Raw genomic sequence first — 26,323 nt, forward strand, 5'->3', positions numbered from 1 at the left:
ATTTGAGGATTGGACTTTTTCGCCTCAGTTAACGCTTTCTTTTGTTTGTAGTAATCAGGATATGGCGTATCGGCTGGAATGATGTATTCGGACTGGAGAGAGCAGGCATTAACATCACACTTCCTGGAATTTATCCAGTCTTTGCGTTCTCGCACCGCATAATTGTATAAACGCCGGCAGGTTTCCAGCCATTCGAGCATCTGGACTTCCTGTGGGGCGCTTGGATAAATACGGTAGCGGTAAGTCAATGTCAGCATGAACCTATCGTATCCTGTTTAGGGAAGTTATTGGCACTCCCTAAGTATTTATTGCTTGGCGGAAGTGTGGAGCCATCCCGCCACAGCCATCCCGACGCTCAAATGATGCGAGGTAATCGCTCTTCGGCTCGATGTGTCCCCGCCATTTAGACCGGAGCTTTAGTGAGGACGGGGCTTACGGCGTTTTTGCTAAATCGGTCGCAGCCGCGTCACCTTCAACTGGAATGCCCCACCACCTGTTTCGCCAAAAGCACGTACTCGAATTAAGTACTTACCCGTTTCAGTAATCCGAGCAAATAAAAGAGAGTTGGTACTACCATCTGGACCATCATCATTTTCAGCAACAGTAGAGCCGTCGGATGCCATAAGGGTAACGATGGTGTCGAAGTTTTCTGAGATTAGGTCAATCGCAACCTGATCACCGCCATCTAAGTTAATAGTGTAATCACGAGCAAAGCCACCCTCGCCCGTAGGAATATCGTTTTCTGTCAGCGTATCAGAAAGTTCGTTACTAGGAGGAATCGTGATCGGATTGTAGAGTCGATCTTGCGCTCTTGCTGCCACTGCAGTTAAGCTCACTGCTAAGAAAGTTACAGGAACAAGGAGAGCTAAGCTAAACCGAGCGGCAATAGCCTTAGTCATATAAACTGTGTCATTTAAGCTAGAACGGCTCAATTATAAGCTTTGTACTGTCAAGCATCGGTTGTGGGAGCCTATAATCTTTCCCCAAATCCTGCTTTGAAAAGTGTTGCAACAAGACCATTTTCCTGACAGTCCCGTTAATAAGCACCTTTCTTTTGCAAAAGAACTAAGGCTGTTCGCAGTAAAATCTGCATATCTAACCAAATCGACCAGTTTTCAATATAGAACGTGTCCAAACGAACTACTTCTTCAAAGCTAGTAATGTTTGAGCGACCAGAAACCTGCCAAAGACCTGTTATACCCGGTAACACTTCCTGGCGAATAAAGTGATGTTCAGAGAATTTTTGGACATCTCTAATTGGTAAAGGTCGAGGACCTACTAAACTCATCTCTCCTAAGAGAACATTGAACAATTGTGGTAGTTCATCTAAACTTGAACGGCGCAAGAACTTGCCCACTTTAGTAATACGTGGGTCATCCTTCATTTTGAAGAGAACGCCATCTTGCATTTCATTACGAGCTTCCAACTCCTTTTGGAGTTTATCTGCATTAATATACATAGTCCGGAATTTCAAAGCTTTGAAATAACGACCATGTAGACCAACACGTTCCTGTTTATAAAAAAAAGGTCCAGGAGAATCTAGTTTAACAATTATTGCAATAGATAAAAGAATGGGAAAAATTAAAATAATCAACAAGGTAGAAACCACAAAATCAAAACATCGCTTCACCAAAAAATCAAAGCCGGTAACTAAAGGAGGAGAGAACTTAAGGGTAGGGGTTCCACCGAGCATCAAAATCTTTGATCGACGATAGAATGCTTCTAAATCCAGGCTCAAAATTCTTAGGGAAACACCAGCATTCCGAAGGCTCCAGTAAAGGAACATTCGGTCTTTCATACTAGTCCAAGAACAAACGAAGACTTCCGCTACACCTAGATTACGTATAGCTTCAATGAGGTTTTTAACATTAGACTTATCTAATGAAAGGGCACAAGCATCAACTATTTTAATGCTTCTGTAGCAATCCTCTCGCTCTAGTATACTATAAGCTTTTTCAGCATCTTCTGGAGGACAAATTAAGACCGTGTTATAACGAATTGCACCACGCTTACGAAGCTGCTTGAGCAGTAGATCTATCCCAAATCGATCAGCACATACAAGTAATACACTGCATATGGCAGACAAAAGATAAGTAGAGCGTGAAGCAGCGAGCAAGTTGGGTTGATATAAAAAAGCGACAACTAGCAAGAGAATGTGTGCCAAAATGATTGCTTTAGTAAGACCCAAATAGTCACAGCGCCGTTCTCCTGATTGATATAGTCCCCGTGCAGCGATTATTCCGACTTCAAGGGGAAGGACTACCAATAATGCTGTCGGATTTCTCAAAAAAGAATCGGCAGAAGTACCATAGGTCACTGCTATCATCCATGCCAGCGACAGAAAGCTTAGATCACCTACGAGCAAAGTTACTAACCGTAGCCATACAGCGTAGGTATCCTGGCGTAGTTTTGTGGAAAGCGGAGCACGTAAATCTAACTTGGACTTTTCTAAGACTGAACGTTCCATGATTGACACCCCATTCACTAAATTTACAAAGTCAACCGATTTATTCCGTGTCAGCACCGTATTGCACAATACCAAAATAAATTTATACTTCAGCCCAGGAGCGTTTTTTTACATATAGCTTACCTATGCGTGTGGCAGGTATTAAATCTATCTATGCGGTCACGCATTCTCCCAAAAACGAATACTGCTTCAGAGCAAACGGTTGAATACTAGTGTTCGGTTAAAAAATCACATTTCAGAATTTAGGTTTTAGTCAAAAAATCAGGAATGATTAGCTGTATAATCATCTGATATTATAGAAACTTAATTGGGAACTACGACATTTTTGTAATTTTTTGGTGAAGACAAACAAAAAATCACTTATTTTTAAGTAGTTGATGGGAAAATAGATAAGGGACAAGGAATGACTCTGCCTACTCTGCCGTTTAATATAATACAAAGCGGGCTATGTTAGACAAGCAGAACAAACATTACCTTCCTAATCTTGGCTCGAAACGAGACTAGGCTCAGACCAAAGAGTGTTTGAAAGTGATGTGACTGATGCTACAACAAGACGATCTGGATACTTACGTTAACGCTATCGTGAGAACTGGCTCAATTCAGGAACTTCTGCCTGTTTTCTTGCCTAACACTGCCTACTGCTCCTGACCCTTCTTCCTAAGTGCTTATGGAATCCCCAGAATTTACAGAAGAGATAGATTTGCAAAAGTACTGGCTTGTTCTTAGACGGCGCTGGCTTCCTGCAACGGGAGTTTTTGGAATTGTTGTTGGACTCGCCACTCTAGCTGCATTCCTACAAAAGCCTATCTATGAGGCAGAAGGTAAGCTTCTATTCAAGCCTGACCGCTCTTCATCGTTAACAGGCTTGAAGAATGACATAGGAGAGCTTGCCTCTATTGGGGATAAGAGCAATCCGCTATCTACGGAAGCAGAAATTATTCAGTCCCTCCCCATTCTAGAAAACACTATAAATGCACTAGCTCTCAGAGACGAAGAGGGTAAGCCCCTTGAGCCAAAGAGCATCATGAGAACGAAAAGGCTGAAAGTGAACCCTGTTACTGGAACAGATGTCCTACAACTTACTTATAAGGACACTGACCCAAAAGTTGCTGCAGCGGCGGTCAACAAAATTATGGAACTCTACATAGAGAACGATATAAACACTAACCGAGAAAAAGCTGCTACAGCTCGCAAGTTCATTAATAATCAACTTCCTCGCGTTGAAGAAACCGTTACGAAAGCCGATGCAGAGCTGCGTAAATTTAAAGAAAAGAATCGTGTGGTAGTCCTACAAGAGGAATCAACAGAAGCAGTCAAAGCAATATCAGAATTAGATAAACAAATTGCTCAACTTCAGGCTCAACTTGCAAATTTGAGTGCCCAGTCTGAATCTTTCCGCAACCAAATGGGTTTAAATCGAGAGGAAGCTGTAGCCGTTACTTCTCTCTCTCAGTCGCCTGGGGTACAGGCAGTACTTACAGAACTCCAAAAGGTGCAAACTGAGTTGGCGGCTGAGCGGAGACGATTTCTTGATACAGCCCCACCAGTAGTGACGCTAAAGCGCAAAGAAGCGGAACTCAGTAATCTACTGCAAGAGCGGGTCGATCAAGTTTTGGGGAGCCAACAAAATGTAGCTGTCAAGAATTTACAGATTGGGGAACTCAAACAAAGCTTAACAGGAGAGTTTGTTCAGTCAGAAGTGCAGCGCTCCGGTTTGAGTAACCAGCTCAATGATCTGTATAAGACACGAGCCGCTTATAAAAACCGCTCTGATATCCTGCCTCAGTTGGCGCAAACCCAGCGAGAACTTGAGCGGCGAGTAGAGGCATCACAGACTACCTATGAAACTCTTTTGAACAAGCTTCAAGAAGCGCGGGTAGCAGAAAATCAAACAGTAGGTAACGCTCGGGTTATTTCAATGGCTCAGGTTCCTGATAAGAAGGCTGGTCCTAGCAAGAAGAAATATCTAGCAGCAGGAATTTTAGGAGGAACCTTACTTGGTCTAGTAACTGCGTTTTTGCTAGACCTTATAGACAAATCTGTTAAAACTGTCAAAGAGGCGAAAGAGCTATTTGGATACACCCTTTTGGGAGTTATTCCTACCTTTGGTAAGTCTAGAAAAACTCGCCATTCTGTTGGGAACTTGGAAGGGATTGTTTCTAGGATTGTTGCCAGAGATATGCAGCGCTCTCCTATCGCTCAAGCCTACCAAATGCTTCAGGCTAACCTGAGATTTCTAAGTTCAGATAAACAACTAAAAGCCATTGTAGTAACAAGCTCTGTTCCTAAGGAAGGAAAGTCTGAAGTTTCTGCTAATTTAGCCGCATCAATGGCTCAAGTTGGACGACGAGTCTTGTTAGTTGATGCGGATATGCGTCACCCATCTCAGCATCATTTATGGGAACTCACAAATTCAATGGGTTTAAGTAACATTCTTGTCGGTGAAGCGGAGTTTAACACAGCTGTAAAAAATGTAATGCCTGGACTGGATCTTCTAACTTCTGGAGTAATACCTCCTAATCCAGTGGCTCTTCTTGACTCAAAGCGAATGGCTTCACTAATGGAGACGTTCTCGAAAAACTATGACTTTGTGATTGTTGATACTCCTCCTCTAGCTGGTATCGCAGATGCGCCTATTTTAGGCAAAATGGCTGACGGTATTTTATTGGTGGTTCGACCAGGGATAGTAGATTCTGCTAGTGCTAAGGCGGCTAAGGACTTTCTGGGGCGATCGGGACAGAATGTTTTAGGACTAGTGACGAATGGTGTAATGACTGAAAGGGAACCTGATAGCTACTTCTACTACACCAAGGAAGACTATACGATGCCAGATTCTGCCAGCCAGGAACAAGCAAATCTGGATACTCACCGTGCGGTTGAGCGCTCCTGAACTAGTGTTGGTAGCTTGTTTACCTATACTGAACTTAAGTTCAGGAGATCGGCGGTATCTAGAAGATGAATGATTCTCATTAAGGCGTTATTATGATGCGCTCAATTAAAAGTTTTTTTCGGGGTCAAGACACGCCTGACGGTCGAGGTCAGAGGAGAATACGGCGAGCTAGCTTAACAGGCATTATCGGCTTAATGAGTTTATCGATAAAAATGGGGGCTGGGCTAATTTCAATTCCGCTAACAGCCCGCTATCTGGGTACAGAACGCTTTGGGATGTGGCTGATTTTGAGTACATTTTTAGGCATGGTGGGAGTTGCTGATCTAGGGTTGTCAAATAGCCTCACCAATGCACTTGCAACTGCCGATGGTCAGGAAGATAAAAAACAGGCTAGGGAAGCTGTATCCAGCGCCTATTTTTTGATGGTAGGGATAGCAGGAGTTGTGACGATTTTACTCTTAATAGCTTACCCCCTACTTTCTTGGGAGCAAGTATTTAACGTCAGTTCGCTACAGGCAAGAGCAGATGCTGGACCAGCTATTTTAGTCACCATGTTTCTGTTTGTGTTGCGCTTGCCCCTGTCAATTCCGCGTCGCGTCTGCGAAGCATACCAAGAGGGATTTCTGTTTCAGCTTTGCAGCATATTGAGTAATCTATTATCGCTTTTTGCCTTATTAGTTGCTATTCAATTCCACGCTAGCCTGCCACTGTTAGTCGGAGCATTCTTTGGTACGCAAATGCTCGGAGATGTATTTGTTGGATTTCAGCAATTTGGCTGGCGGCGGCGATGGTTACAACCTAAGTTGAGCAATTTCAGTTGGCTGAGGGCGAAGTGGCTACTGAAAACAGGTTCTCAATTATGGATAGCTCAGATATCAGCAATTATTCTTTTTCAGACCGATCTATTTATCGTTACTCAATTATTTGGAGCTAAGGAAGTTGCTAGTTATGGAGTGACTCTGAAGTTGTTCTCCTTTATTGGAATGATCGCACTAACTTTGCTTTATCCTCTGTGGCCGGCTTACTCGGAAGCTTTAGCCAGAAAAGATATACATTGGATTGTCCAAACCTTTAAAAAATCGATTCTCCTATGTTCTATAGGGTCTATAACGGTAGCTATCTTACTTTTCACAGTCTGTCCCATAATCGTTGGTTCCTGGGTTGGACAAGACGCAATTCCAGAGCAAAGTCTACTTCTGGCAATGTTATTCACCACTGTCATAACGACTGTTGCTCATTCCGTGGGCATACTCATTAATGGTTTAGGTATCCTTTCAGTGGCAACGGTTGCTGGTCCTATTCAAGCTATTACCAATCTTGTCCTATCAGTAGTTTTAGGCAATTTCATAGGCGTCTCAGGAGTAGCCTGGGCAACTGGAATTAGTCTACTCATGTTTTCATTAGGAATAATGGGTACAGATGCCATAAAAAAACTAAAATTATTTCAGCAAGAATTTAAAAATACAATTTAAATTTAAAAAATTAGCTGCTAATCTTTTGGCAATGTCTGCATTTCTTGAGAAAAGTGGAGTGGGTATAGAATGCAATAAAAAAGCCAATGGTACTGTATTAAAGTGTGTAGAGATTAAGTCATCCATGAAATTAAAAATCTTCTCAGATCGACAGTATCTTCTCGATGGGATGGAACCTGACCCCATGCTCTACCCGTTCTGGTCGCCGTCTTTGGACAGCCACCAGTCACCTTGGCTGAGACAGTATGAAAACTACGTTGAGAGCGGACCTTCCTTCTTTGAGATGGTTCCGCTGGAGGAAGCTGATTTCGCAATTATTCCCGCTAACTGGAGAACGATTAGGGGAGATTCTTGGAGATCTAAAGTTAACAAACAGGCTGTAGATTTAAGCATCCAATTTGCCGACAAGGCAGAGCAAGCTAACAAGAAAGTAATTGTATTCTTTTCAGGTGACTGTTCAGATGAAGAGGTTCCAGTGAAGAATGCCCTGGTTTTTCGCATATCACTTTACCGCTCCAAGAAAAAACCAAACGATTTTGTTCCGCCTGCCTTTTGCGAAGATTTAGTTAAGCACTACCTCGGAAACCAGCTTCCCATCCGCCAAAAACAGGAAAAGCCAGTCGTTGGGTTCTGTGGTCTTGTACAGCAAGATTCATGGCAGACAAAGGTGAAAACACTTGTGTACCATGGGGCGATGCTGGCGAGGCAAGGACGAATGGGCGTATCGCCCTATAAAGGACAGATCTTGCGGGCTAAAGCCCTGAAGATTTTGGCAGACAACCCATTGGTAGACACGAACTTTGTCACCCGGAATCGTGGAGTGTTTTTCAAGGGAGACTTGGACCAGAAGCAGAAGGTGCGTGTTGAATTTGTTCAAAACATGGCACAAAGCGACTACATTCTCTGCTGTCGTGGCTCTGCAAATTACTCAAATCGCCTGTTTGAAGTTCTCAGTTGCGGTCGGATTCCCGTTTTCATCGATACAGACTGCGTTCTGCCCTTCGAGTTTGCAATTGATTGGAAGAAATACTGTGTTTGGGTAGACGAGAAAGAACTTCCACAGATTGCAGAAAAGATAGCTGAGTTCCATAACAAACTCTCCCCCCAAGAATTCGTGGAATTGCAGTATGAGTGCCGGAAACTGTGGAAGGAGTGGCTGTCTCCTGAAGGATTCTTTGCCAACTTCTACCGCCATTTTCAAGGAAGCACGTATCAAAAAGTTGAGAATACCGCTGTATCCGAAATTGCAATATAGAAGTGCTGGACAAATCCTTAATCTGACAGATGCTATAGAGGCATGAGGAGTTCAATAATTGTCACGACTTAGTTTTCATATTATCGATTACGGAAAAACTTGAATGTTGGAGATAGCTTGTCCCGAGAAGGTACTCAAATGAATGTCTTGCTCCTTAACACGTCCGATATCACTGGTGGAGCGGCTCGCGCTGCTTATCGTCTGCATCAGGGATTACAAAGTGTTGGTGTAAGTTCTCAGATCTTGGTTCAGGAAAAATTTAGCGATGACAGAGCCGTCATTTCACCAAAAACTCGGTTAGCACAGGGTACAAGCAGGATGCGGGTCGCTTTTGATGCTTTGCCTTTGAAGTTTTATCGCAAACGGGACTCGACTCCATTTTCCCCTCAGTGGCTTCCAGAACGAATTAGCTCCAAAGTTGCTCGACTCAATCCAGATATTATCAATTTGCATTGGCTGGGTGAAGCATTTGTACAAGTTGAAACAATTGCCAAGTTCAATCGACCCTTAGTCTGGTCTCTCCATGACATGTGGACGTTTACAGGGGGATGTCACTACAGTCACGATTGCGACCGCTATACCGCATCCTGTGGTGAGTGCCCTCAACTTGCTAGCAGTAGCGATCGCGACTTATCCCGTTGGGTATGGCAGCGCAAAGCCAACGCTTGGAAGAATCTCAACTTAACTGTTGTTGCATTGAGTTCCTGGTTAGCCAAGTGTGCGAGTTCCAGTTCTCTTTTCAAGAATCTACGAGTCGAGCTAATTCCAAATAGTCTCGATACTGAAAAGTACAGACCGATCAATCGACAGGTAGCGCGAGAAATCCTCAATTTCCCTCAAGATAAGCACCTTGTTCTTTTTGGTTCGCTTGGGGCAACGAGTGATAAAAGAAAGGGATTTCACCTATTGCAACCAGCGCTAGAAGACTTGAGCCAATCGGGATGGCAAGATAAGTTGGAACTCGTTATTTTTGGTGCCTCTAAACCGGAAAATGCGCTTAATTTTGGGTTTAAGGCTCATTACTTAGGCACCTTGAGCGACGATCTTGCGCTTGCTCTAGTCTACTCGGCAGCAGATGTCTTCGTTCTACCCTCTACTCAAGAAAATTTGGCAAACACTGTCATGGAAGCGATCGCGTGTGGAACCCCCTGTGTCACCTTCAACATTGGCGGGATGCCCGATCTGATCGAGCATCAGAAAAATGGTTACTTAGCCCAACCCTATGAAATTAGAGATTTGGCTCAGGGAATTGCCTGGGTTCTAGAAAGCGAAGAGCGGCATCAGAAACTTTCGCATCGCGCCCGAGAAAAAACAGAACAAGAATTTACGATGGAAATTCAAGCCCGTCGCTACTCATCTCTGTTTACTGAGATTTTAAATGGATGCGATCGCCAAAACACTCGTCCTCTGAAATCTGGGTAACGAACACCAGCCAACTCTTCTCAAGCTGAAGCACTAAAAGAAGTAATCCAGAAAGCTTGATCTGTGTCAAATCTACTTTAAAGAGCTAGAGGGTGGAAATTGAAGACTCAATTGATTGGACGCATATGGCGAAGGCTAGAACCCTGGATTGCAGGTTTAATGATTCTTTATGGATTAGAGATTGCTTGGTCACCTGCCCTGTTCAAAGTTCTCAAACCTGGTAGTTATGGAATTCTGGCAATTTTAATTATTGGGCAATGGAAAAGACTGATGTATGTTGCCACAAGAGACATCTCTCTATGGCTTTTGGTTGGTACAGCTTTAGTCTCATTTTTCTGGTCTGCTGCTCCGGATTTTACTTTAGATGAGTCTAAAGCTCTCTTACGTTCAACATTGTTTGGAGTATATTTGGCTACACGCTACTCTCCTAAAGAACAAATGCGGTTATTAGCCTGGACAATTGGCATAGTAGCCCTCCTCAGCCTATTTTTTTGCATAGCTGTACCATCTCAAGGTCTTGCTGAGGCTAATAATGAAGTCACCTGGAGAGGTATTTTTACACACAAACAATATTTAGGGCGGTTTATGGCGATAGGATCTCCAATTTTTTTACTCACTGCCTTTGACAGCAAGAAATATCGCTGGGTTCCGTTAACGGGTCTTGGTCTTTCGGTCGCCCTTATCTTACTTTCAAAGAGTAGAACATCTTTAGTAGCCATGTTGCTCTCGCTACTCATGCTGCCTCTTTATAATGTTTTAAAGCAAAACTATAAGCTTCGGACAGCTTTGCTTTTGCTTTCGCTCCTACTATGCAGCATGATAGCTGTATTAATTGTAACTAATTGGGAATTTCTATTAGTCGATACTCTTGGGAAAGATGTTGAATTGAACGGACGTTTGCCCATATGGACGCTGATCATTAATAAGGGAATGGAGCAACCTTGGCTAGGCTATGGGTATGCTGGTTTCTGGACTTCATCTGAGTCTGTTTATGTCCTGAATAACTCATGGGCAGGAACCGAAGATTTAACAGGAACCCGTTTTCATGCTCACAACGGTTTTATCGACTTGTTTATCCAGTTAGGATTTATAGGTCTAACACTATTTGGATTTAACCTCACGATAGTTTTTCAAAAAGTTATGGCTATCCTGAATACAAATAAGGCAGGAGAATATTTTTGGATGTTTATATTTCTAGCAATTCTATTGTTTTTTAATATTACTGAAGTTATTACTATATTATCGACTGGTACAATGTGGTCCTTATATGTGCTAGTGAATCTATCAGCGATTGTTCAACTGAATCGCCTTAGAAGGGAACATGATTTAAAACTAGCTTTGAATCAAACAGAAGGAATAAGTTAATGATTCAATAAAATAATTGACTTCAAGAGATTATTTTTATAATAATCAAGGATGGTCACAGTATTAAGAATACCAACAAATAATATGAATGTTCTATTTTTGACAACGATTATACCTCGAAAAGAGCGAATGGGCAGTGAAGTTGCTTCGCAATGTTTTATTGATGCTCTTAGTCAAAATAAATATACAATATCTATCGTAGGATACATGCGGGAAGACGATGTATTTGAGACAAATAAACAAGAAATAGTGATAGAAAAGAGGTATATAGAAACTAAAAGAGCTAAGTTTTATCCGGCTATTTGGTTGCTGTCAAGCCTATTAAAAAAACTTCCCTACTCAGCAGCAAAATATTATTCTAGAAATTATATAAAAACAGTTAAAGAACTTCTCCTATCGACTAAGTATGATGTTGTTATAATCGATCATCCTCAATTGGGTTGGCTAAAAGATTTTCTCAGCAATACTGATAAATTAATAACCCTAGCTCATAATGTAGAACAAGAAATTTATCGAGATAGTAGTAAAAATGCACGGAGCTTTATATCGAGGTGGATATATAGACGAGAAGCTGATTTGATTAAGACAATGGAAGATACTTTAGCAACAACCTCAAGAGAAGTTTGGACGCTTACCCAACACGATGCAAAGTATTTCTCGACGATTGAAGGAGCAGGTAGAGTCCGAGTATTTGCCCTACCTCCAGGTTTAGCCAAGTTACAAGACAAACCGCTTAGCAAAAAGTTTGATATTGGTATCATAGGCAGCTGGGCATGGAAGGCAAATATAGAGGGATTGCAATGGTTTCTTCAAAAAATCTATCCCCCATTACCAGCTAGCTTGTCAATTCATATTGCTGGTAGGGGGGCTGAGTGGCTCGCTGGAAAATACCCTAACGTTCATTATCGGGGTTTCGTACCTGATGTGCAGGAGTTCATGGCACAAGCAAGAGTGATAGCAATCCCTATCCTTAGTGGTGGTGGCATACCAATTAAGACCTTAGATGCCATTGCCTCAGGGTCTGCAATTGTAGCGACTCCAGTAGCTATGCGCGGCATTGACGATCCTCCACAAACGGTTCAAGTGGCTTATGAGCCGGAAACCTTTGCGGAACTGATAGTTTCTACGATCGCTGCTCCGTATAGTCAGCAAGCTTTTGACGAAGCTTTGAATTGGTATCGTACTCGACGCGATAAATTCATCGCTGATATAGGCCGTGCAATCAACGAGTTATGAGTGCCTACAGATGTCTTATGCGTTATTCAAAGTATCTATGAAGCCATGCAATTGAATTGCTCAAAGAAGCAAGAAAAAGCAACGAGCGCACTAGTTTTTAAAACCATAGAGACTATCGAAAGATTTCATCAATAACTAAAAGTTATCAAACATAAGGAGTGAATAGATGAGAGTACTAGTGACAGGTTCCAGTGGATTAATTGGCTCTGAAGCCGTCGAATACTACGATCGTGAAGGTCATCAGGTTATTGGAATAGATAACAACATGCGGGCTGAGTTTTTTGGTCCTCAGGGTGATACTACATGGAATCTCAGCCGATTAAAGGGCATTACTAAAAATTTTGAACAATACAATATTGATATTCGTGATCGCCAAAGTCTTTTTGACCTGTTTGAGAGTAATGCCTTTGATTTAATTATCCACTGTGCTGCTCAGCCCTCCCACGATAAAGCTTGCCAAATTCCGCTACAAGACTTTGAAGTGAATGCCTTAGGCACCGTGAATTTACTAGAAGCAACTCGGCAATTTTGTCCAGAGGCAGTTTTCATTCACATGAGCACCAACAAAGTTTATGGTGATGCTCCCAATGAAGTCCCGCGAATTGAGTTAGAAAAACGCTACGACTACGCCAGGGCTGAGGATTACAACGGTATTTCTGAAGAGTGCCGGATTGACCGTTGCCTTCACTCCCTATTTGGTGCTTCTAAAACTGCTGCCGATGTAGTTGCTCAAGAATATGGTCGTTACTTCGGCATGAAGGTTGGAATTTTCCGAGGGGGTTGTCTCACCGGGCCATCCCATTCGGGAGTTGAATTGCACGGCTTCCTTTCCTACTTAGTGAAAGTGGCACTTGCTGGCGGTACATACAAGATCTTTGGCTACAAGGGCAAGCAGGTGCGGGATAACATCCACAGTTATGACGTGATTCAAGCATTTGAAGCGTTCCGACGGAATCCAAGACCAGGAGAAGTGTATAACTTAGGGGGTGGTCGTGATAACAGTATATCTATCCTAGAATCCTTTGACTTGATCGAGAATCTAACAGGCAAAAAAGTAAATTGGGTCTACGTCGATCAAAATCGTATTGGCGATCATATCTGCTACATCTCAGATCTACGTAAACTTAAGGAACATTTTCCCGAATGGGGAATCACCCGAAGCTTAACTGACATCTTCCAGGAAATAATTGAAGCAGAAAAAGAGCGCTTGGCTGTGGCAGGATGATGCTAACTAGAGACGCTGTGCCTCTAAACTTGAGCTGAGAACTTGAGGCAGCTTAGCCAAGTTGCCTCTACTACTATCATCTATCCAATCAGCAATTCTCTAGAAGTTATCTCATGTTAAAGCTTCATCAAGGTAAACAGCTTTCTACAGAGACTCACAAGGGTGGTGATAAAATTATGCTATTTGAACTCGATTATCGAGGCCACCACCCTGGCTATGTCCAACATTTGATTCGATATTGGTGCGAGCATGAAATTTCTGGGCAGTTGGATGTCCTTGTGTCACCTAAATTCATGCAGCTACACTCCAATATTGTAGATCTAGCAAGAAGCTGTCAGCAGAAGAATATCAAGTTTGTAGCGATTACTCAGGAAGAAGAAGCTAAACTTTTTGAGAGCGCCAAGCTTGCAAATTCATTCACAGGCCGTATTGTGCGTGCCTTTCAGGAGTGGGACCTACTCCGTAAATATGCAGTCTCTCTAGGAACTACCCAATGTCTGATTATGTACCTTGACACGGTGTTCTTACGGCTAGCTTTTGGAACAAAATTTCCCTGCCCATTTTCCTGCATTTATTTTAGACCCGTATTTCACTACAGCAACTTTGCCAATTATGTACCTTCTAGGAGAGAGCGTATTTGGCAGTTACGGGACAAAATTTGCCTAGCTCGTCTCCTACAAAACTCACAACTGAAAACCCTTTTCTGCCTCGATCCCATAGCAGTAGAACAGATTAATAAAATTGACAAAAATGCGAGAGCCGTATATATGCCAGATCCCGTACAAATATACGATTGCACGGAACCTCAGATACATGAACTTAGGCAAAGTTTGGGCATTGATTCTGGTAGACAAGTATTTCTTTTATTTGGAGAGCTGACGGCACGTAAAGGGATTTATCAGGTACTCGATGCTATTGAAATGTTACCACCCGAGCTTAGCCAGAAACTCTGCCTTTTACTGATCGGTCCTCTAGGGCTAGAAGAAAAAGAACTGCTTCAAGCTCGAATTGCGGAGATTTCTCACTCTTTACCCGTCCAAATCATTGGCCGTCATGAGTTTATCACCGATCGAGAAGTTCAGCCCTACTTCCAGCTTGCAGATGTCATCCTAGCCCCTTACCAACGCCATATAGGGATGAGTGCCATCTTAGTGCGTGCTGCTGCTGCACAAAAACCTGTTTTATCTTCAGATTTTGGGCTAATGGGAGAAGTAACTCGTCGCTATGGTTTGGGTTTAGCCGTTGACTCGACAGTACCTGGTGAGATTGCTAAAGGTTTCAGTCGTTTTCTGCTTGAATCTCCGCCAAGTTTATGCGATTACGTCAAAATGAAACAGTTTGCCGAGCAAAACAATGCTGAGCAATATACAAAGATTATCTTTCAGTATTTACAAACCCAGTAACCCTATTTAATGCCTATTAGGAATAATTAATAACCATTTAAAGCATTATAGTCAATCTCCAAAAAATGAAAACATTTGATGAAGTAATTCTCCTTAAAACCAGGTTTCACAAATTAACAGTAACGGATTTAATAGACTACGTAGTAGAAGCAGCGAAAGTTGAAAAAAAGACAATAGTGGGTAATGTAAATGTCCGAGCGATGAACTTTGCCTGTGAGTTCCCTTGGTATCAAGATTTTTTAAACAACGCGGACTTAGTGTTCTGTGATGGCTTTGGTGTTTTGTTGGGAGCAAAGCTACAGGGATACTCTTTGGAATCTGTACATCGCATGACCTGTCCAGACTACATCGAGAACTTAGCACTAGCTTGTGAAAAACAAGATGTCTCTTTATTCCTGCTTGCAGGTAAACCGGGTGTAGTAGACCAAGCGATCGTCAAGCTAAGAGCAGTCGCTCCCAATCTAAAGATACAGGGACATCACGGTCATTTTGAAAAGTCTGGTAAGGAAAACGATTCTATTATTGACAAAATTAATAATTTCAAACCAGGAGTCTTGTATGTGGGTTTTGGTATGCCCCTACAAGAACGTTGGATTTTGGACAACCTAAGCCGAATAGAAGCCCGCGTGTTCTTACCTCTGGGTGCATGTCTTGATTTTTATACGGGTAATGTATATCGAGGTCCGCGTTGGATGACCGATCGCGGACTGGAATGGTTAACGCGGTTGTTTACTGAGCCACAGCGCCTATGGGAACGCTATGTTGTCGGCAATCCATTATTCTTCTATCGTCTTTTCAGACAACGGATTGATCGAGGAGCCAAAACAAGGCTGTAATCTCTACCCAGTTAATGCTGCCAGGACAACTATTTCCAAAGAATTCACATTTGATTTTGCCTATGTAAAACTTAGCCTTTTAGCATCGCTCTAACCTAATTGGGAGGTAATCATGAGGGTGACGAATCGAACAATCGCAGGGCGTCGTGCTTTCTTGTTGGGGTTGGGGGCTTCGGCAGCAGTGGGGGCTTGTACGGTTGCCCGTAGACCCGAGCAGTTGAATGACGAGGTTCAACCGATTACTGACGAGAAGCGAGACTTTACCGTAATCGGAGATGCTCCTCTGCGCGATCGGGCTGCGGCTAAAAATTTGATTTATGGCGCGGCGACTGGCTACCAAATACTATCTTCAGATTCCGCATTTGCACAGAGCTTTGCGAAAGAGTGCGCTATGCTTGTGCCAGAAAATGCACTCAAGTTTGGAGTCCTTCGCCCCAGTGCGAGTCATTTCGACTTTACTGAAGGTGATGCGCTAGCAGAATTCGCCCGCGCTCACAACATGCTTTTTCGTGGACATACCTTGGTCTGGGGCCAGGACTTCGGCGGCTCAGAATGGCTCAGAAATAGGGTTAACAGCCAAAATGCTGAACGAGTGTTGATTAGGCACATTAAGACAGTTGTAGGGCATTACGCTGGTGAGATTCACTCGTGGGATGTAGTTAATGAGGCTATCGATCCAAGTCATGGACGGGCTGATGGTTTGGCAAAAACGCAGTGGCTTAAATTTCTAGGTTCAGACTACATAGACCTTGCTTTTCGCACGGCAGCGGAGGCAGATCCGAAAGCGTTATTGGTGTACAACGGCGATTTATTGGATCATGACACCCCAGACGGGGACGCAAGGAGAGCGGCGACGCTCAATTTACTAAAGAACTTGAAGTCTAAAGGTACTCCTGTGCAGGCTTTGGGTATACAAGCTCACTTATGGGCAAATAAACCAATTAATGCCAGTAAACTGAGGGCTTTCCTGCGTGATGTTGCCCAGCTTAATCTGAAAATCCTGATTACTGAACTGGATGTTATAGACCAAAAGTTACCATCACAGATTGATAGGCGCGATCGCATTGTCGCTAGAGTTTATGAAGATTATCTATCGATAGTCCTAGATGAACCCGCAGTGATTGCCGTGGTAACCTGGGGACTAAGCGATCGTTTCACATGGCATTCACAGTTTAATCCGCGAGAAGACAAAGCACCAGTTCGTCCCCTGCCACTTGATGCTCAAGGGAAACGTAAGTTGGCTTGGAATGCGATCGCACGCTCTTTTGATAGATCCCCGAAGCGTAAAGTTTAATGTGAGCTAATACACAAAGCTTTCATATAGACTTTGAGAGTATTAGTTTAATTTTACCAACTAAGGTAGTCATTTATTTTCAAGGCATTTATCACACTTCAAGTGAAATGAGATAAATACCCTCCAGTATGCTTATTCAAAATGAACGTTTGAAAAGGGTTTAATTCAGATATTCATGCTTAATTTTGGCTTTGTAATAGAACAGGCATTAGGACACATCACGCACCACCAGAACCTAGCTCGCTGGGTGGAAGAAGATGCCGACATATGCCCGAGTTGGATGCCTATTGAAGGTCACAAAAGCGACATTTGGAATCGCATACCAGTCATTCGCAATAACTGGTCGCTCAAATGTAGCTTGCGGGCTCGTGACGCGATCGAGGCGGCTGTGCGCGTTCAACCGTTGGATGCGCTTTTTTTGCATACGCAGACAATCGCTCTGTTTGCCATTCCCTTAATGCGACACATCCCAACCGTCATTTCCTTGGACGCTACACCAATCAACTACGATACCATCGGTGCAGGGTATAACCATAAAGTGGGCGGCAACGGCCTACTCGAACGCGGTAAATTTCTGTGGAACCAAAACACATTTAATGCTGCTACAGGTCTTGTGACGTTTTGTCAGTGGGCTAAAGATTCGCTGGTTGCTGACTACAGTGTGCCTGCCGAGAAAGTGACAGTCATTCCACCAGGTGTGGACATGGAAGAGTGGCATTTTGGGCGCGGCAAGGCTGCACACCAAAATACAACAAGCGGTAAGGTGCGATTATTGTTCGTGGGGGGTGATTTCGATCGCAAAGGTGGTCGCACGCTGATCGAGGCATTTCGCAGTGGCTTAATGCAAAATTGCACATTAGATATTGTGACCAAAGATACAAGTGTCCAAGACGAATTGGCGGGAATGGACGGCGTACAGGTGCATTGCAATCTGGCTGCTAACAGTACGCCGCTCAAGGAACTCTTCGCAAAAGCAGATATTTTTGTGTTCCCGACGCAAGCCGACTGCTTGCCACACGTAGTCTTGGAAGCAATGGCGGCGGGGTTGCCGATTATTGCTACGGACGTAGGCGCATTGCGTGAGCAAGTGGAAGACGGAGTGAATGGCTTAATTGTGCCACCGTCTGATGCGGGTGCGGTTATTGCCGCCGTGCGTGCGCTTTGTGGTGATGAGACAACACGAGGCAGGATGGCTGCTGCTAGCCGCCGCATAGCCGAAGAACGTTTTGACGCACGCCGTAACTATAACGCGGTACTTGACTTGATGAAAACGATGGTATCTGCTCAAACAAAACAGGACTTATTGTGAATTAGGTGACTCCTAGATCTCACAAATCGGGTGCATCCCAAAACTTCTAATGAGGCAGTTCAAGCAAGCCTGTAGACCTGCTCCTACCTTTATCTCAAGGGAGACATTTGCAAAATGGAGATGCATCCATCCCTTGATTAACCTAAATAACCATTTGCAAAGATTTAATAATTAGGATGAATGTAGCATATATCCCTCTTTTGTCACTCTGGGTGATCGCAAACGCTGAAACCCTGATACGACAGGAGTTCCCGCCATAGGCTTACATTTTTGAGTTTCTGATAGAAAATCACGTCTCGAATCCTTACGTCTGGAAGCTTTCAGAGTTTAGCTTCGAGCGTGATTTTCCGAGAGTGACAAAAGAGGGATAGAGCAGAAATTGAGTTAAGTGTTTTAACCCGACAATGCCTTGAACGATGTATTCCAGACAAGAACGTATTAAAACGGGAAGTTGCCGCTTGGAAACAGTGTAGAAATTACACCTGTTGTAAAGCACATTAGCAATTTACAACCGTTGATGCTCGGATTAAATTGAAGCGGCTTTATCCGTCAATTAGTTCTTGACAGACCACTAGGATGTTTGTGCAACTCTTGAGTTCTTTGCTCGAACTAGAGCTAAGTAGGAGTCCTGCCCTAGCCCCACGAGCAATAGTCCACGGGACAAAGCTCCCACAGAAAAAGGAAGAAATCGTGACATGGCAAGACAGTAACGAAATGCTTTCAATCTCTTACCTTCGCGAACCGCTTTCTTTACTTGGATGTCTTGTATTCGTAACAAAGACTTAGATACCCATCTGTCGTATGTCGTTGCACCCAAGCGAGACTTCATAACCGAACCCCACTTATGGTTAATGTTTTGAAAACCCCTCAAAGCGGCAGTTGGATTATTGCTAATGCGTGAGTCCGTATGGCAGTATCGAACTGCTAACGGTTCATTCACAGCGACAAAATAGTTTGAGGCTTGAGCTAACCGCAGACACAGATCATAATCCTGGAAGCTAGGTAAACTTTCATCAAAACCTCCAATACTCACCATAGAGGAGCGCTTAACTAGTAATATTGATGTGGAGAGCCACAAACCTCCGAGTAGATGGTCGAAGAGATCTCCTTCACAAATACCGCCTTGGCTTTGTACCTTGTTGTTTGTAGCTTCAAAATATAAATCTTCCAGACAATAAGCGACGGTTACACGAGGATCGTTAGTAGCTCTTAGACGAGCCACCTGTAGTTCTAGTTTTCTGGGCATCCATTCATCGTCACTATCCAAAAACGCTACAAACTCTGCGGATGCTGCTTCAATTCCCTTGTTCCGAGCACGACCTGCCCCATAATTCCTGCCTAGACTTAATAAACGAATTCGTGAATCTCCAAATCTCTCAACCAAGTAAGCCGTATCATCAGTAGAACCGTCATCAACAACAATAAGTTCAAAGTTTGATAGGGTTTGTGCAAGAACGCTCCGGATAGCTCTTTCCAATGAATGTGCCCGATTATAGGTCGGGAGTATGATGCTGACGATAGGAACATGATTGAATGACGAGGGTTGTGTGAGTTCCATAGCTGTAGCGTTATTTTCAGATGGATATACAGATGGACTTTTAAACTTTTCCACATAATAGTAGATAGTAGAAGAATAAAGCTGTGAAAAGTTAGGGAATAACTTTTCGCTTCTTTAAGGAACACTCTTAGAACTCTCATGTTGAGGCAGAAGGTTGAAGCCTTGTTCCTTAACTTACCCTTAACTTTCCTCTTTTAGTCAGAATCAGCTCAGGATATTTCTGCTTCTAAATTTAGTAGACCTATCTTGAAAGTCTACTTTCATCCTTTGTTGTGAGCTTCCGCTCATGGTGTCTCTATCAGCAGCGACATGCATAAAGTAGCTGGGAACACATTTGATTGACTTAAACCGTCTAATGGTTTAATCCCATGCTGTCCGCTCCCCGTAATGCAACAACCGCTCAATCGTTGCCAAACGGTTGTCCCATACCTGGACTTGATAGGGTTGCCGCGATGCTTGTTGCTGCATCCATTTTCGGAAGTCAGTACGGAATGACCTCAGTAAACGTTGTGCCAACAACAAATTCTTCATTGATGGCTCTGCCGCTAGTTGATTGAGTGAAACAGATAAGGCATCGGCTTGTTTACCCCACTCTGCACTGGCGGGTTCCTGTATGAGGACTTGCTGATTTGCCAGGAGAAAGCTCCATTCCCGTTGCAATGTCGCATAACGAGCAGCAGCGGCTGAAAAAGGCTCACGGTAAGGAATTGGGGATTGAGAACGGGAAGTGACATTCTCCTGTACCCCTTGAGTACGACTGAGAATATTAAGCAGATTAGCATCCAGATTCTCCACAGCAAATAGAGCATATCCACCTGCTGGCAAGTCTCGTAACAGTTGAATTTGGTCAACCGCACCAATGTCTGGCAAATTCAACAGTCGAATCCCTGGCAAAATCAATGAGGAACCTAGGGAGGGTTGTACCAGCAACGGTTGTGCTAGCTTTTGTAAGCCTTTGGTATCCAACGAATAGGTCATCGGCACCATTAAGTCAATGTAACCCCGAATTGCCCAATCTTCCCAATTTTGTTGCAGTCTTTGTAGACGTTCGCTGCGAGGTATGGGAAACACAGCGGCAGAGAGAATTAGATTAGGACGTTGTGAGTGTAGGCGTTGCGATACCGTGGCGACAAAGCTATCGATTTGCCGGATGCGAAAATCTGTCCACTTTTGCCACAAGTTGCGATCGCGCGGTGATACATTAACTGGGTCAACACCTGTCAATTCCTTGAACTGCTGACGCGCTGTTGGACTATAGCCAAATGTCTGATTCGCACTAGGGTCTTGAAAGGGATAGCGAATATAGTCTAGCTGAATGCCATCCACCTCATAGTTTGTGGCAATCTCCTCCAACAGCGCCATCAAATAATTGCGGACTTCTGGATTAGCTGGATCGAGAAACGCCTTTTTTGTATTTTGCTCAAATACACGTCCCTGCTTATCGAACATTGCCCAGTCCGGATGAGCCGTCAGTACAGGTCCGGTATAGTTAATAGGCTGATTCATTAGCGCATTGTGACGCTGGTTTGCCGCCGCAAACATCCACACCCAAGCGTGCAGTTCCATCCCTCGCTCATGGGCAAGCTTCACTGCTGCTTTCAGAGGGTCCCAACCCCGAACGAGTGGGTTTTGCTCTGGTGCAACGCGGCTAGGATAAATTGGATAACTAGCATTGACCGTTTCAAAAAAGACAGTATTAAAGCCTGCTGCCGCTAGTTTGTCAAAAATTCTCGCTAAATCCTGTTCGGATTTCGCAGTGACAATCGTACCCCGATCTAGCCAGATTGCCCGAATTTCTGACTGAGCCAATCTACGATCAGTTGGGTAATTATCCCAGAGTAAACGGCGTGCTTCGATCCACTGCTGTCTTGCTCGGTTATAGTCCTTTGATGCGATCGCATCACGGAAGTTTTGCAGCGCCGTCCTCGCCTCTGCGACTGCTCTACTCGCAGGGCTGGTTAACCCTTGGCTTGCCGCCTGAGCCGCATTCGTTCCAGATGTATCCTTAGCACTGGCAACGAGAAATTGCTCAATTGCCGCACCTGTTTGTAAATCTACATTACTATTTGTCGCATTCGCCGCGAGTAAGGCACTTTCAAAGCGACCAATGAGATTTTCTAACTCCTGATCCATTGCTCTTGCTTCTGTTGCCGTAATCGCCCCGGTTCTGCGAGGTAATGATGGTGTTGGTGTCACCACATCATCGGGGTCAGTTTGGGCAATCTGGCTAGGAGGGGAAGATGTTGGTGGCGTTAGAGTATTTTGTTGTGGCGCGTTGGCAGGAGGTGTGATGGCACTAGCTGCCGTTGGGGCTTTGGACGGCGCACAATATTGTTGTGACTGGGTTGGTGCTTTTGCTCCAGCCGCAACCGTTAAACCATAGCGACCAAGAGCGGCGCGTAACCAAGCACTATCCACCTCCCGTGAGGCAACCCCATCAATGCCCCAACGCCAACCGAAAAAGGTAGACTTGTCTGTTGTAACTACAGCGGGTGGGTTGTCACTCTGATCCCAAACGGCAGCGGTAACGGAGTTTAAGCCAGCGGGAATTACGACACCTCCCTGGATGTTGCTAGCTAGTCCAGATTGCCGCACCCAAGTCTGTGTATTCGTCCGTAAGGGTTCAAGTTCAGAAGGTTTGGTGAGAGCAAAACCCCAATAGGCACCCAAAAGCGATCGCAAACGATTGCGTATTTCTGGTTGGGAAAGTGTCCCGACAGGCCCACTGACGATCACTCGTCCACCCTGACTCATCCATTCCTGTAGGGCAGCTAGCTGGGACGATTTTAGCTGTTCAATATTTGGCAAAAATAGTAATTGAGGGTTACCCAAGTCCGACGCTTGCTGAACTTGAGCAAAATCAACAACACAGTAGTCAACACCCGCTGAGACTAAGCGGCTTGTAATGCCTGACCAATACGCTTCATTCTCTGGACTTCTGACTACTCCCAATCTGGCTGTGTCTGCCCAAGCGGCTGGTAGCAGTAACAGAGAATGAATAAACGTTCCGAAAACGGTACCGATGAGAATTTTCCTTCTCTGAATGCCAGCCATCTGGTGTAGCGACCCTTTCAGCAACGTTTTAAGTTGCTCACGCTGTTTTCTCGGCAAATCGCACTGCCGATTGACATGAGAATCACTCCTCAACACACTTTGCTCCTTATTCGCTTTCCTACTCCTCACCACCCTTTAGGCACCTTAACAGGTTAAAAGGGGAAAATGTTAAAGAACTATAACTTTTTAGACTCTAACCGACAAAAGATGCAAAAGGCTAATCTGAAAATAAGGCAGAAGGCAGAGGGCAGAAGGAATAAGGATTTTCATCTAAACGTTCGTGAGCAACTGCTCATGGGGTCTAACCTGAAAACAGGTGTTAGAGGTTAGGTTGTAGGTGGTAGGGGAAAGGGATTTTCATCGCAATGTTAGTGCGCTCTACTCGCAGGGGGTCTAATCTACCAACTCATTAACAGGAAAACGGTCAAGTAGCTGGATGGCGCGAATTGCGTTGAGTTTTAGGGCTTCTGAGACAGGAGGGACATGGGGAATTTGCGACAAGATATCGACTGTGCGACGCAGAAGCCGCACAATATCTCCCTCATCCAAACTCGTATTGGCACAAAGCTGTGTCCATTCAACTCCTAACGCCCACTGCTCGATAATTCCGGTTAATTCATATTCCAACCAAACGGGTAAAGCGACCTGATAGCGCCGCTGTAACTGGAATAGTTGACGCCGCATTCCCTTTAAACCCGTCAACGCTTCGATGACTTGCTCAGCAGGTGAGTAATTTGTCCAGCTATCGGGGCGAGGTGTTTCCGTAACTAGAGCGCACATTGCAGCAGCTAGGTGGTGGGGGGCTAAGTCATCAAACTCTCCCGACATCAGCGCTAACCCTAGCCATAATTCATTGTCTGCGCGAATTGCAGCAGCAGCTTGTCCCAAGCGAGTTGGTTTCACATCCTCTAGACAACCAAATGCCCGGAGAATTTCCACTAAGTTGAGGAATTCCTGCCAGTGATGCGCTTGGTGTTCGCGGAATTCGGCTTGACGAGCGTTGATTTCTTCTTGTAAAGCCAAGCGGCGTCTGTGCCGTTTCAGCAAGTTGGAAGGGTTACCCCACTGTCGAATTGGATGAGTATCCAATTGGGCTTTCACGGCATCGACAACTTGCTGCTGTGCGAGGACTTCTGGCGCTAGCATTAGTTCGGCTACACGAGGAAGTGAGGCTGCGATCGCTTGTGTCTCCTGTGTCCCCCGCCTGACTTGTCCCGGCTTAATCACCAGTTCCGGTGGTAACTCAAGAGATGCGATCGCTCTTGCCTCTACTACCTCACCTTGCAAGTCAACAACATCAGCCGTTGTCACTACATACCAGCGATTATCAGCACTTAAGCAAACCAAGTACCAGGATTGACCACGACCCTTTTCCTTAGTCACCAAAACGGCTGGAACGGGAGAAGAGACTGGTACATACTTCCCTTTCAGATAAAGAATCGTTCCAACTGTTACCTCTGGTATTACCTGGGCAAGTTCACTCGCTTGTCGGTCTTCCGCTTGATTTTCCAAGATTTTCAGGATTCGGCGTTCCTCTTTTAGGCGTTCGCTCAGTTTTTCATAAGCGGCAAGCGCTCCTACATCAACAGGTGCGAGTTGAATATCAAGTTTTGTCAGTTCTGTCGTCAGATCCGTAATCGCTTGTTGCTGAGGTCTGAGGTACAAGGTTGCCAAGTACTGGGCAAAGCTGCGTTCCACTAAATCTCTCGCTTGAGTCAGCGTATGGGTTTGCAGCAAATTCAGTACCATCCCATAGTTGGGAGTAAACTGACTCACCAGTGGGTCAGCACCAGCCGTTGCCAGGTAAGCGGCTTCCTTTGCCCCTTCAAACGGTGTCTGCAAAGTCACAACATAACCTGTCGCATCCATCCCTCGGCGTCCAGCACGACCTGCCATCTGCAAAAACTCCGAAGCCGTCAGCAAGCGGTGTCCCCGGTCAGTGCGTTTAGACAACGTTGAGATTACCGTCGTTCGGGCAGGCATATTAATCCCAGCCGCTAGAGTCTCTGTCGCAAACACTACCTTGACAAGACCCATCTGGAACAGTTCTTCAACAAATCCCTTCCAGGCTGGTAAGATTCCCGCGTGATGGGCAGCAATCCCTCGATAGAGCGGTTCAACCTGTCCAGCACGCCCAGCATCGGGATTGCGACTCAAAAATTCATCAATTCGTACTTTCAGTTCAGCCGCTTCTCGCTTATTCACGAGTGACAACTCACCCATCTCTTCCACGGCTTTATCACAACCCCGACGGCTGAAGATAAAGTAGATGGCGGGCAACATATCCCGTTGCTGCAACTGGCTAACAACATAGGTAATCGTCGGGCTTTCTGGGCGCCCTCCCTTGGGTTTACCTCCTTTTGGCTTGAGGCGTGGGTTAATTTGGGAGTGGCTGTGATCTAAGAGGGGAAAAAGTCCTTTCGGGTTGCCAAAGTGAAACTGTAAGGGAACAGGTCGGAAGTCGGAGAAAATCAGTTCAGTTGAGCCATGAACCAGATTCAGCCAGTCCGTCAGTTGGTCAGCATTGGCAACTGTGGCAGAGAGGGCAACAAGTTGGATATCCGGTGGGCAATAGATAATTGACTCTTCCCAAACCGTACCCCTTTGACGATCATTCATATAGTGGCACTCGTCTAGCACCACTGCCTCAACGCCGACAAGGGAAGTCCCGACTTCGCCAATCGGTGTCCCATAAAGCATATTACGGAAGATTTCCGTGGTCATTACTAAGATGGGGGCATCCCGGTTGATCGAGATATCACCAGTGAGAAGACCAACATTGTCTGCGCCAAACTGCTCACGAAAATCCCGTAATTTCTGATTTGAGAGCGCCTTCAAAGGTGTGGTGTAGAAGACACGACCATTCCGCGATAGGGCACGGTAAATGGTATATTCTCCAATCAGTGTTTTCCCGGAACCAGTAGGGGCACAAACAACTACAGAGCGACTGACATTCAGAGCAGCGATCGCTTGTTGCTGAAATTGATCGAGTTCAAACGGAAATAGGTTATTTAGGTCAAGCTCTACAGAGGTAGTGGAAACGTTCACACGAAGTTATTCCAATAAGAGGGTTGAGGGGATTGGGAGTTTGGCTGTAATCTATGTCGGAATTGTTCTATTGTAAAGCCGGAGTCAAAACCTTTCAGCTTGAGGCTAGGGGCTAGTTTTCTCTTGAGTTATACTGCCATCAGTTTAGGGGCATGATGTGTGTGCTAAGCTGCTACGCAGCTTGATTGTATAATGAAAGATTAAGTATAAAGATATTTTTAGCAATATATGCCAGCCAAGAACCATCTTTCTCAAGAACAAAAAGAACGACTCCTAAAAATATTAAAAGAGCATGAGAATCCCTATGTAAGAGAGAAAGTTTTGATACTCTTGTTGATGAATGATGGAAAAACCTACCAAGAAATCAGTAATTTTTGGCTCTTCAGTACTTAGTATGCTAAATCAACAATTAAGATGCCAATTAAGCAAGCATCTAATTCGGTAATTTTCAAAATGTCTAAAACCATAAGCAGAGCGTTTAATCAACTT

17 protein-coding genes and 1 pseudogene are annotated in these 26,323 nt (G+C 44.5%); 12 read left to right on the top strand and 6 right to left on the bottom strand.

Going from position 1 to position 26,323, the window contains the following annotated elements; translation table 11 throughout:
* The 3 genes from H6F98_RS06530 to H6F98_RS06540 form a co-directional block, all read right to left on the bottom strand.
* The coding region (locus H6F98_RS06530; RefSeq protein ID WP_192217863.1) for a helix-turn-helix domain-containing protein at positions 1-257 on the bottom strand (257 nt) is incomplete at its 3' end.
* A gap of 189 nt (positions 258-446) precedes the next feature.
* Positions 447-899 carry a PPC domain-containing protein gene (locus tag H6F98_RS06535; RefSeq protein WP_192217864.1) on the bottom strand — a complete coding sequence of 151 codons (453 nt, stop codon included), beginning with the start codon at positions 897-899 and terminating at the stop codon, positions 447-449.
* Positions 900-1,036: 137 nt separating this feature from the next.
* The gene (locus H6F98_RS06540; RefSeq protein ID WP_192217865.1) at positions 1,037-2,467 is read right to left on the bottom strand and encodes a sugar transferase; all 1,431 of its coding nucleotides are present in this window, start codon (positions 2,465-2,467) and stop codon (positions 1,037-1,039) included.
* A 667-nt stretch (positions 2,468-3,134) separates the two neighbouring features.
* On the opposite strand from H6F98_RS06540, the gene H6F98_RS06545 reads away from it, so the two are divergent.
* The 12 genes and pseudogenes from H6F98_RS06545 to H6F98_RS33380 all read left to right on the top strand — a co-directional run.
* Positions 3,135-5,357, top strand: coding sequence for a polysaccharide biosynthesis tyrosine autokinase (locus tag H6F98_RS06545; RefSeq protein ID WP_192217866.1), 2,223 nt, complete (start codon positions 3,135-3,137; stop codon positions 5,355-5,357).
* A gap of 92 nt (positions 5,358-5,449) precedes the next feature.
* Positions 5,450-6,829 (top strand): oligosaccharide flippase family protein, encoded by a 1,380-nt coding sequence (locus H6F98_RS06550; RefSeq protein WP_199348330.1) that lies wholly within the window; start codon positions 5,450-5,452, stop codon positions 6,827-6,829.
* A 124-nt stretch (positions 6,830-6,953) separates the two neighbouring features.
* A complete protein-coding gene (locus tag H6F98_RS06555; protein ID WP_192217876.1) occupies positions 6,954-8,084 on the top strand; it encodes an exostosin family protein in 1,131 nt (376 codons plus the stop codon).
* 138 nt (positions 8,085-8,222) lie between these two features.
* Positions 8,223-9,506 (top strand): glycosyltransferase family 4 protein, encoded by a 1,284-nt coding sequence (locus tag H6F98_RS06560; protein WP_192217867.1) that lies wholly within the window; start codon positions 8,223-8,225, stop codon positions 9,504-9,506.
* 99 nt (positions 9,507-9,605) lie between these two features.
* On the top strand, positions 9,606-10,871 hold the full coding sequence (locus H6F98_RS06565) for an O-antigen ligase (RefSeq protein ID WP_192217868.1): 1,266 nt from the start codon (positions 9,606-9,608) through the stop codon (positions 10,869-10,871).
* A gap of 51 nt (positions 10,872-10,922) precedes the next feature.
* On the top strand, positions 10,923-12,107 hold the full coding sequence (locus H6F98_RS06570) for a glycosyltransferase (RefSeq protein ID WP_199348331.1): 1,185 nt from the start codon (positions 10,923-10,925) through the stop codon (positions 12,105-12,107).
* 166 nt (positions 12,108-12,273) lie between these two features.
* Entirely contained in the window at positions 12,274-13,332 is a 1,059-nt protein-coding gene (locus H6F98_RS06575) for an NAD-dependent epimerase/dehydratase family protein (RefSeq protein ID WP_192217869.1), read from the top strand.
* A 113-nt stretch (positions 13,333-13,445) separates the two neighbouring features.
* On the top strand, positions 13,446-14,735 hold the full coding sequence (locus tag H6F98_RS06580) for a glycosyltransferase (RefSeq protein ID WP_242058415.1): 1,290 nt from the start codon (positions 13,446-13,448) through the stop codon (positions 14,733-14,735).
* Between the two features lie 65 nt (positions 14,736-14,800).
* Entirely contained in the window at positions 14,801-15,571 is a 771-nt protein-coding gene (locus H6F98_RS06585) for a WecB/TagA/CpsF family glycosyltransferase (protein WP_192217870.1), read from the top strand.
* 112 nt (positions 15,572-15,683) lie between these two features.
* Positions 15,684-16,865: an endo-1,4-beta-xylanase gene (locus tag H6F98_RS06590; protein WP_192217871.1), complete on the top strand. Its 1,182-nt coding sequence runs from the start codon at positions 15,684-15,686 to the stop codon at positions 16,863-16,865.
* Positions 16,866-17,145: 280 nt separating this feature from the next.
* The gene (locus H6F98_RS06595) at positions 17,146-18,174 is read left to right on the top strand and encodes a glycosyltransferase family 4 protein (RefSeq protein ID WP_242058417.1); all 1,029 of its coding nucleotides are present in this window, start codon (positions 17,146-17,148) and stop codon (positions 18,172-18,174) included.
* Between the two features lie 372 nt (positions 18,175-18,546).
* Positions 18,547-18,738: pseudogene (locus H6F98_RS33380) on the top strand (IS630 family transposase); the annotation flags it as partial.
* 7 nt (positions 18,739-18,745) lie between these two features.
* On the opposite strand, the gene H6F98_RS06600 reads toward H6F98_RS33380, so the two are convergent.
* The 3 genes from H6F98_RS06600 to H6F98_RS06610 all read right to left on the bottom strand — a co-directional run bounded on the left by H6F98_RS06600 (position 18,746) and on the right by H6F98_RS06610 (position 25,834).
* Positions 18,746-19,732, bottom strand: coding sequence for a glycosyltransferase (locus H6F98_RS06600; protein WP_192217873.1), 987 nt, complete (start codon positions 19,730-19,732; stop codon positions 18,746-18,748).
* A 360-nt stretch (positions 19,733-20,092) separates the two neighbouring features.
* The gene (locus H6F98_RS06605; protein WP_242058416.1) at positions 20,093-22,879 is read right to left on the bottom strand and encodes a family 10 glycosylhydrolase; all 2,787 of its coding nucleotides are present in this window, start codon (positions 22,877-22,879) and stop codon (positions 20,093-20,095) included.
* A 300-nt stretch (positions 22,880-23,179) separates the two neighbouring features.
* Positions 23,180-25,834, bottom strand: coding sequence for an RNA helicase (locus H6F98_RS06610; protein ID WP_192217874.1), 2,655 nt, complete (start codon positions 25,832-25,834; stop codon positions 23,180-23,182).
* Between the last annotated feature and the right edge of the window lie 489 nt (positions 25,835-26,323).

It is taken from the genome of Microcoleus sp. FACHB-SPT15 (genome assembly GCF_014849525.1).
GTDB lineage: Bacteria > Cyanobacteriota > Cyanobacteriia > Cyanobacteriales > Coleofasciculaceae > Symplocastrum > Symplocastrum torsivum.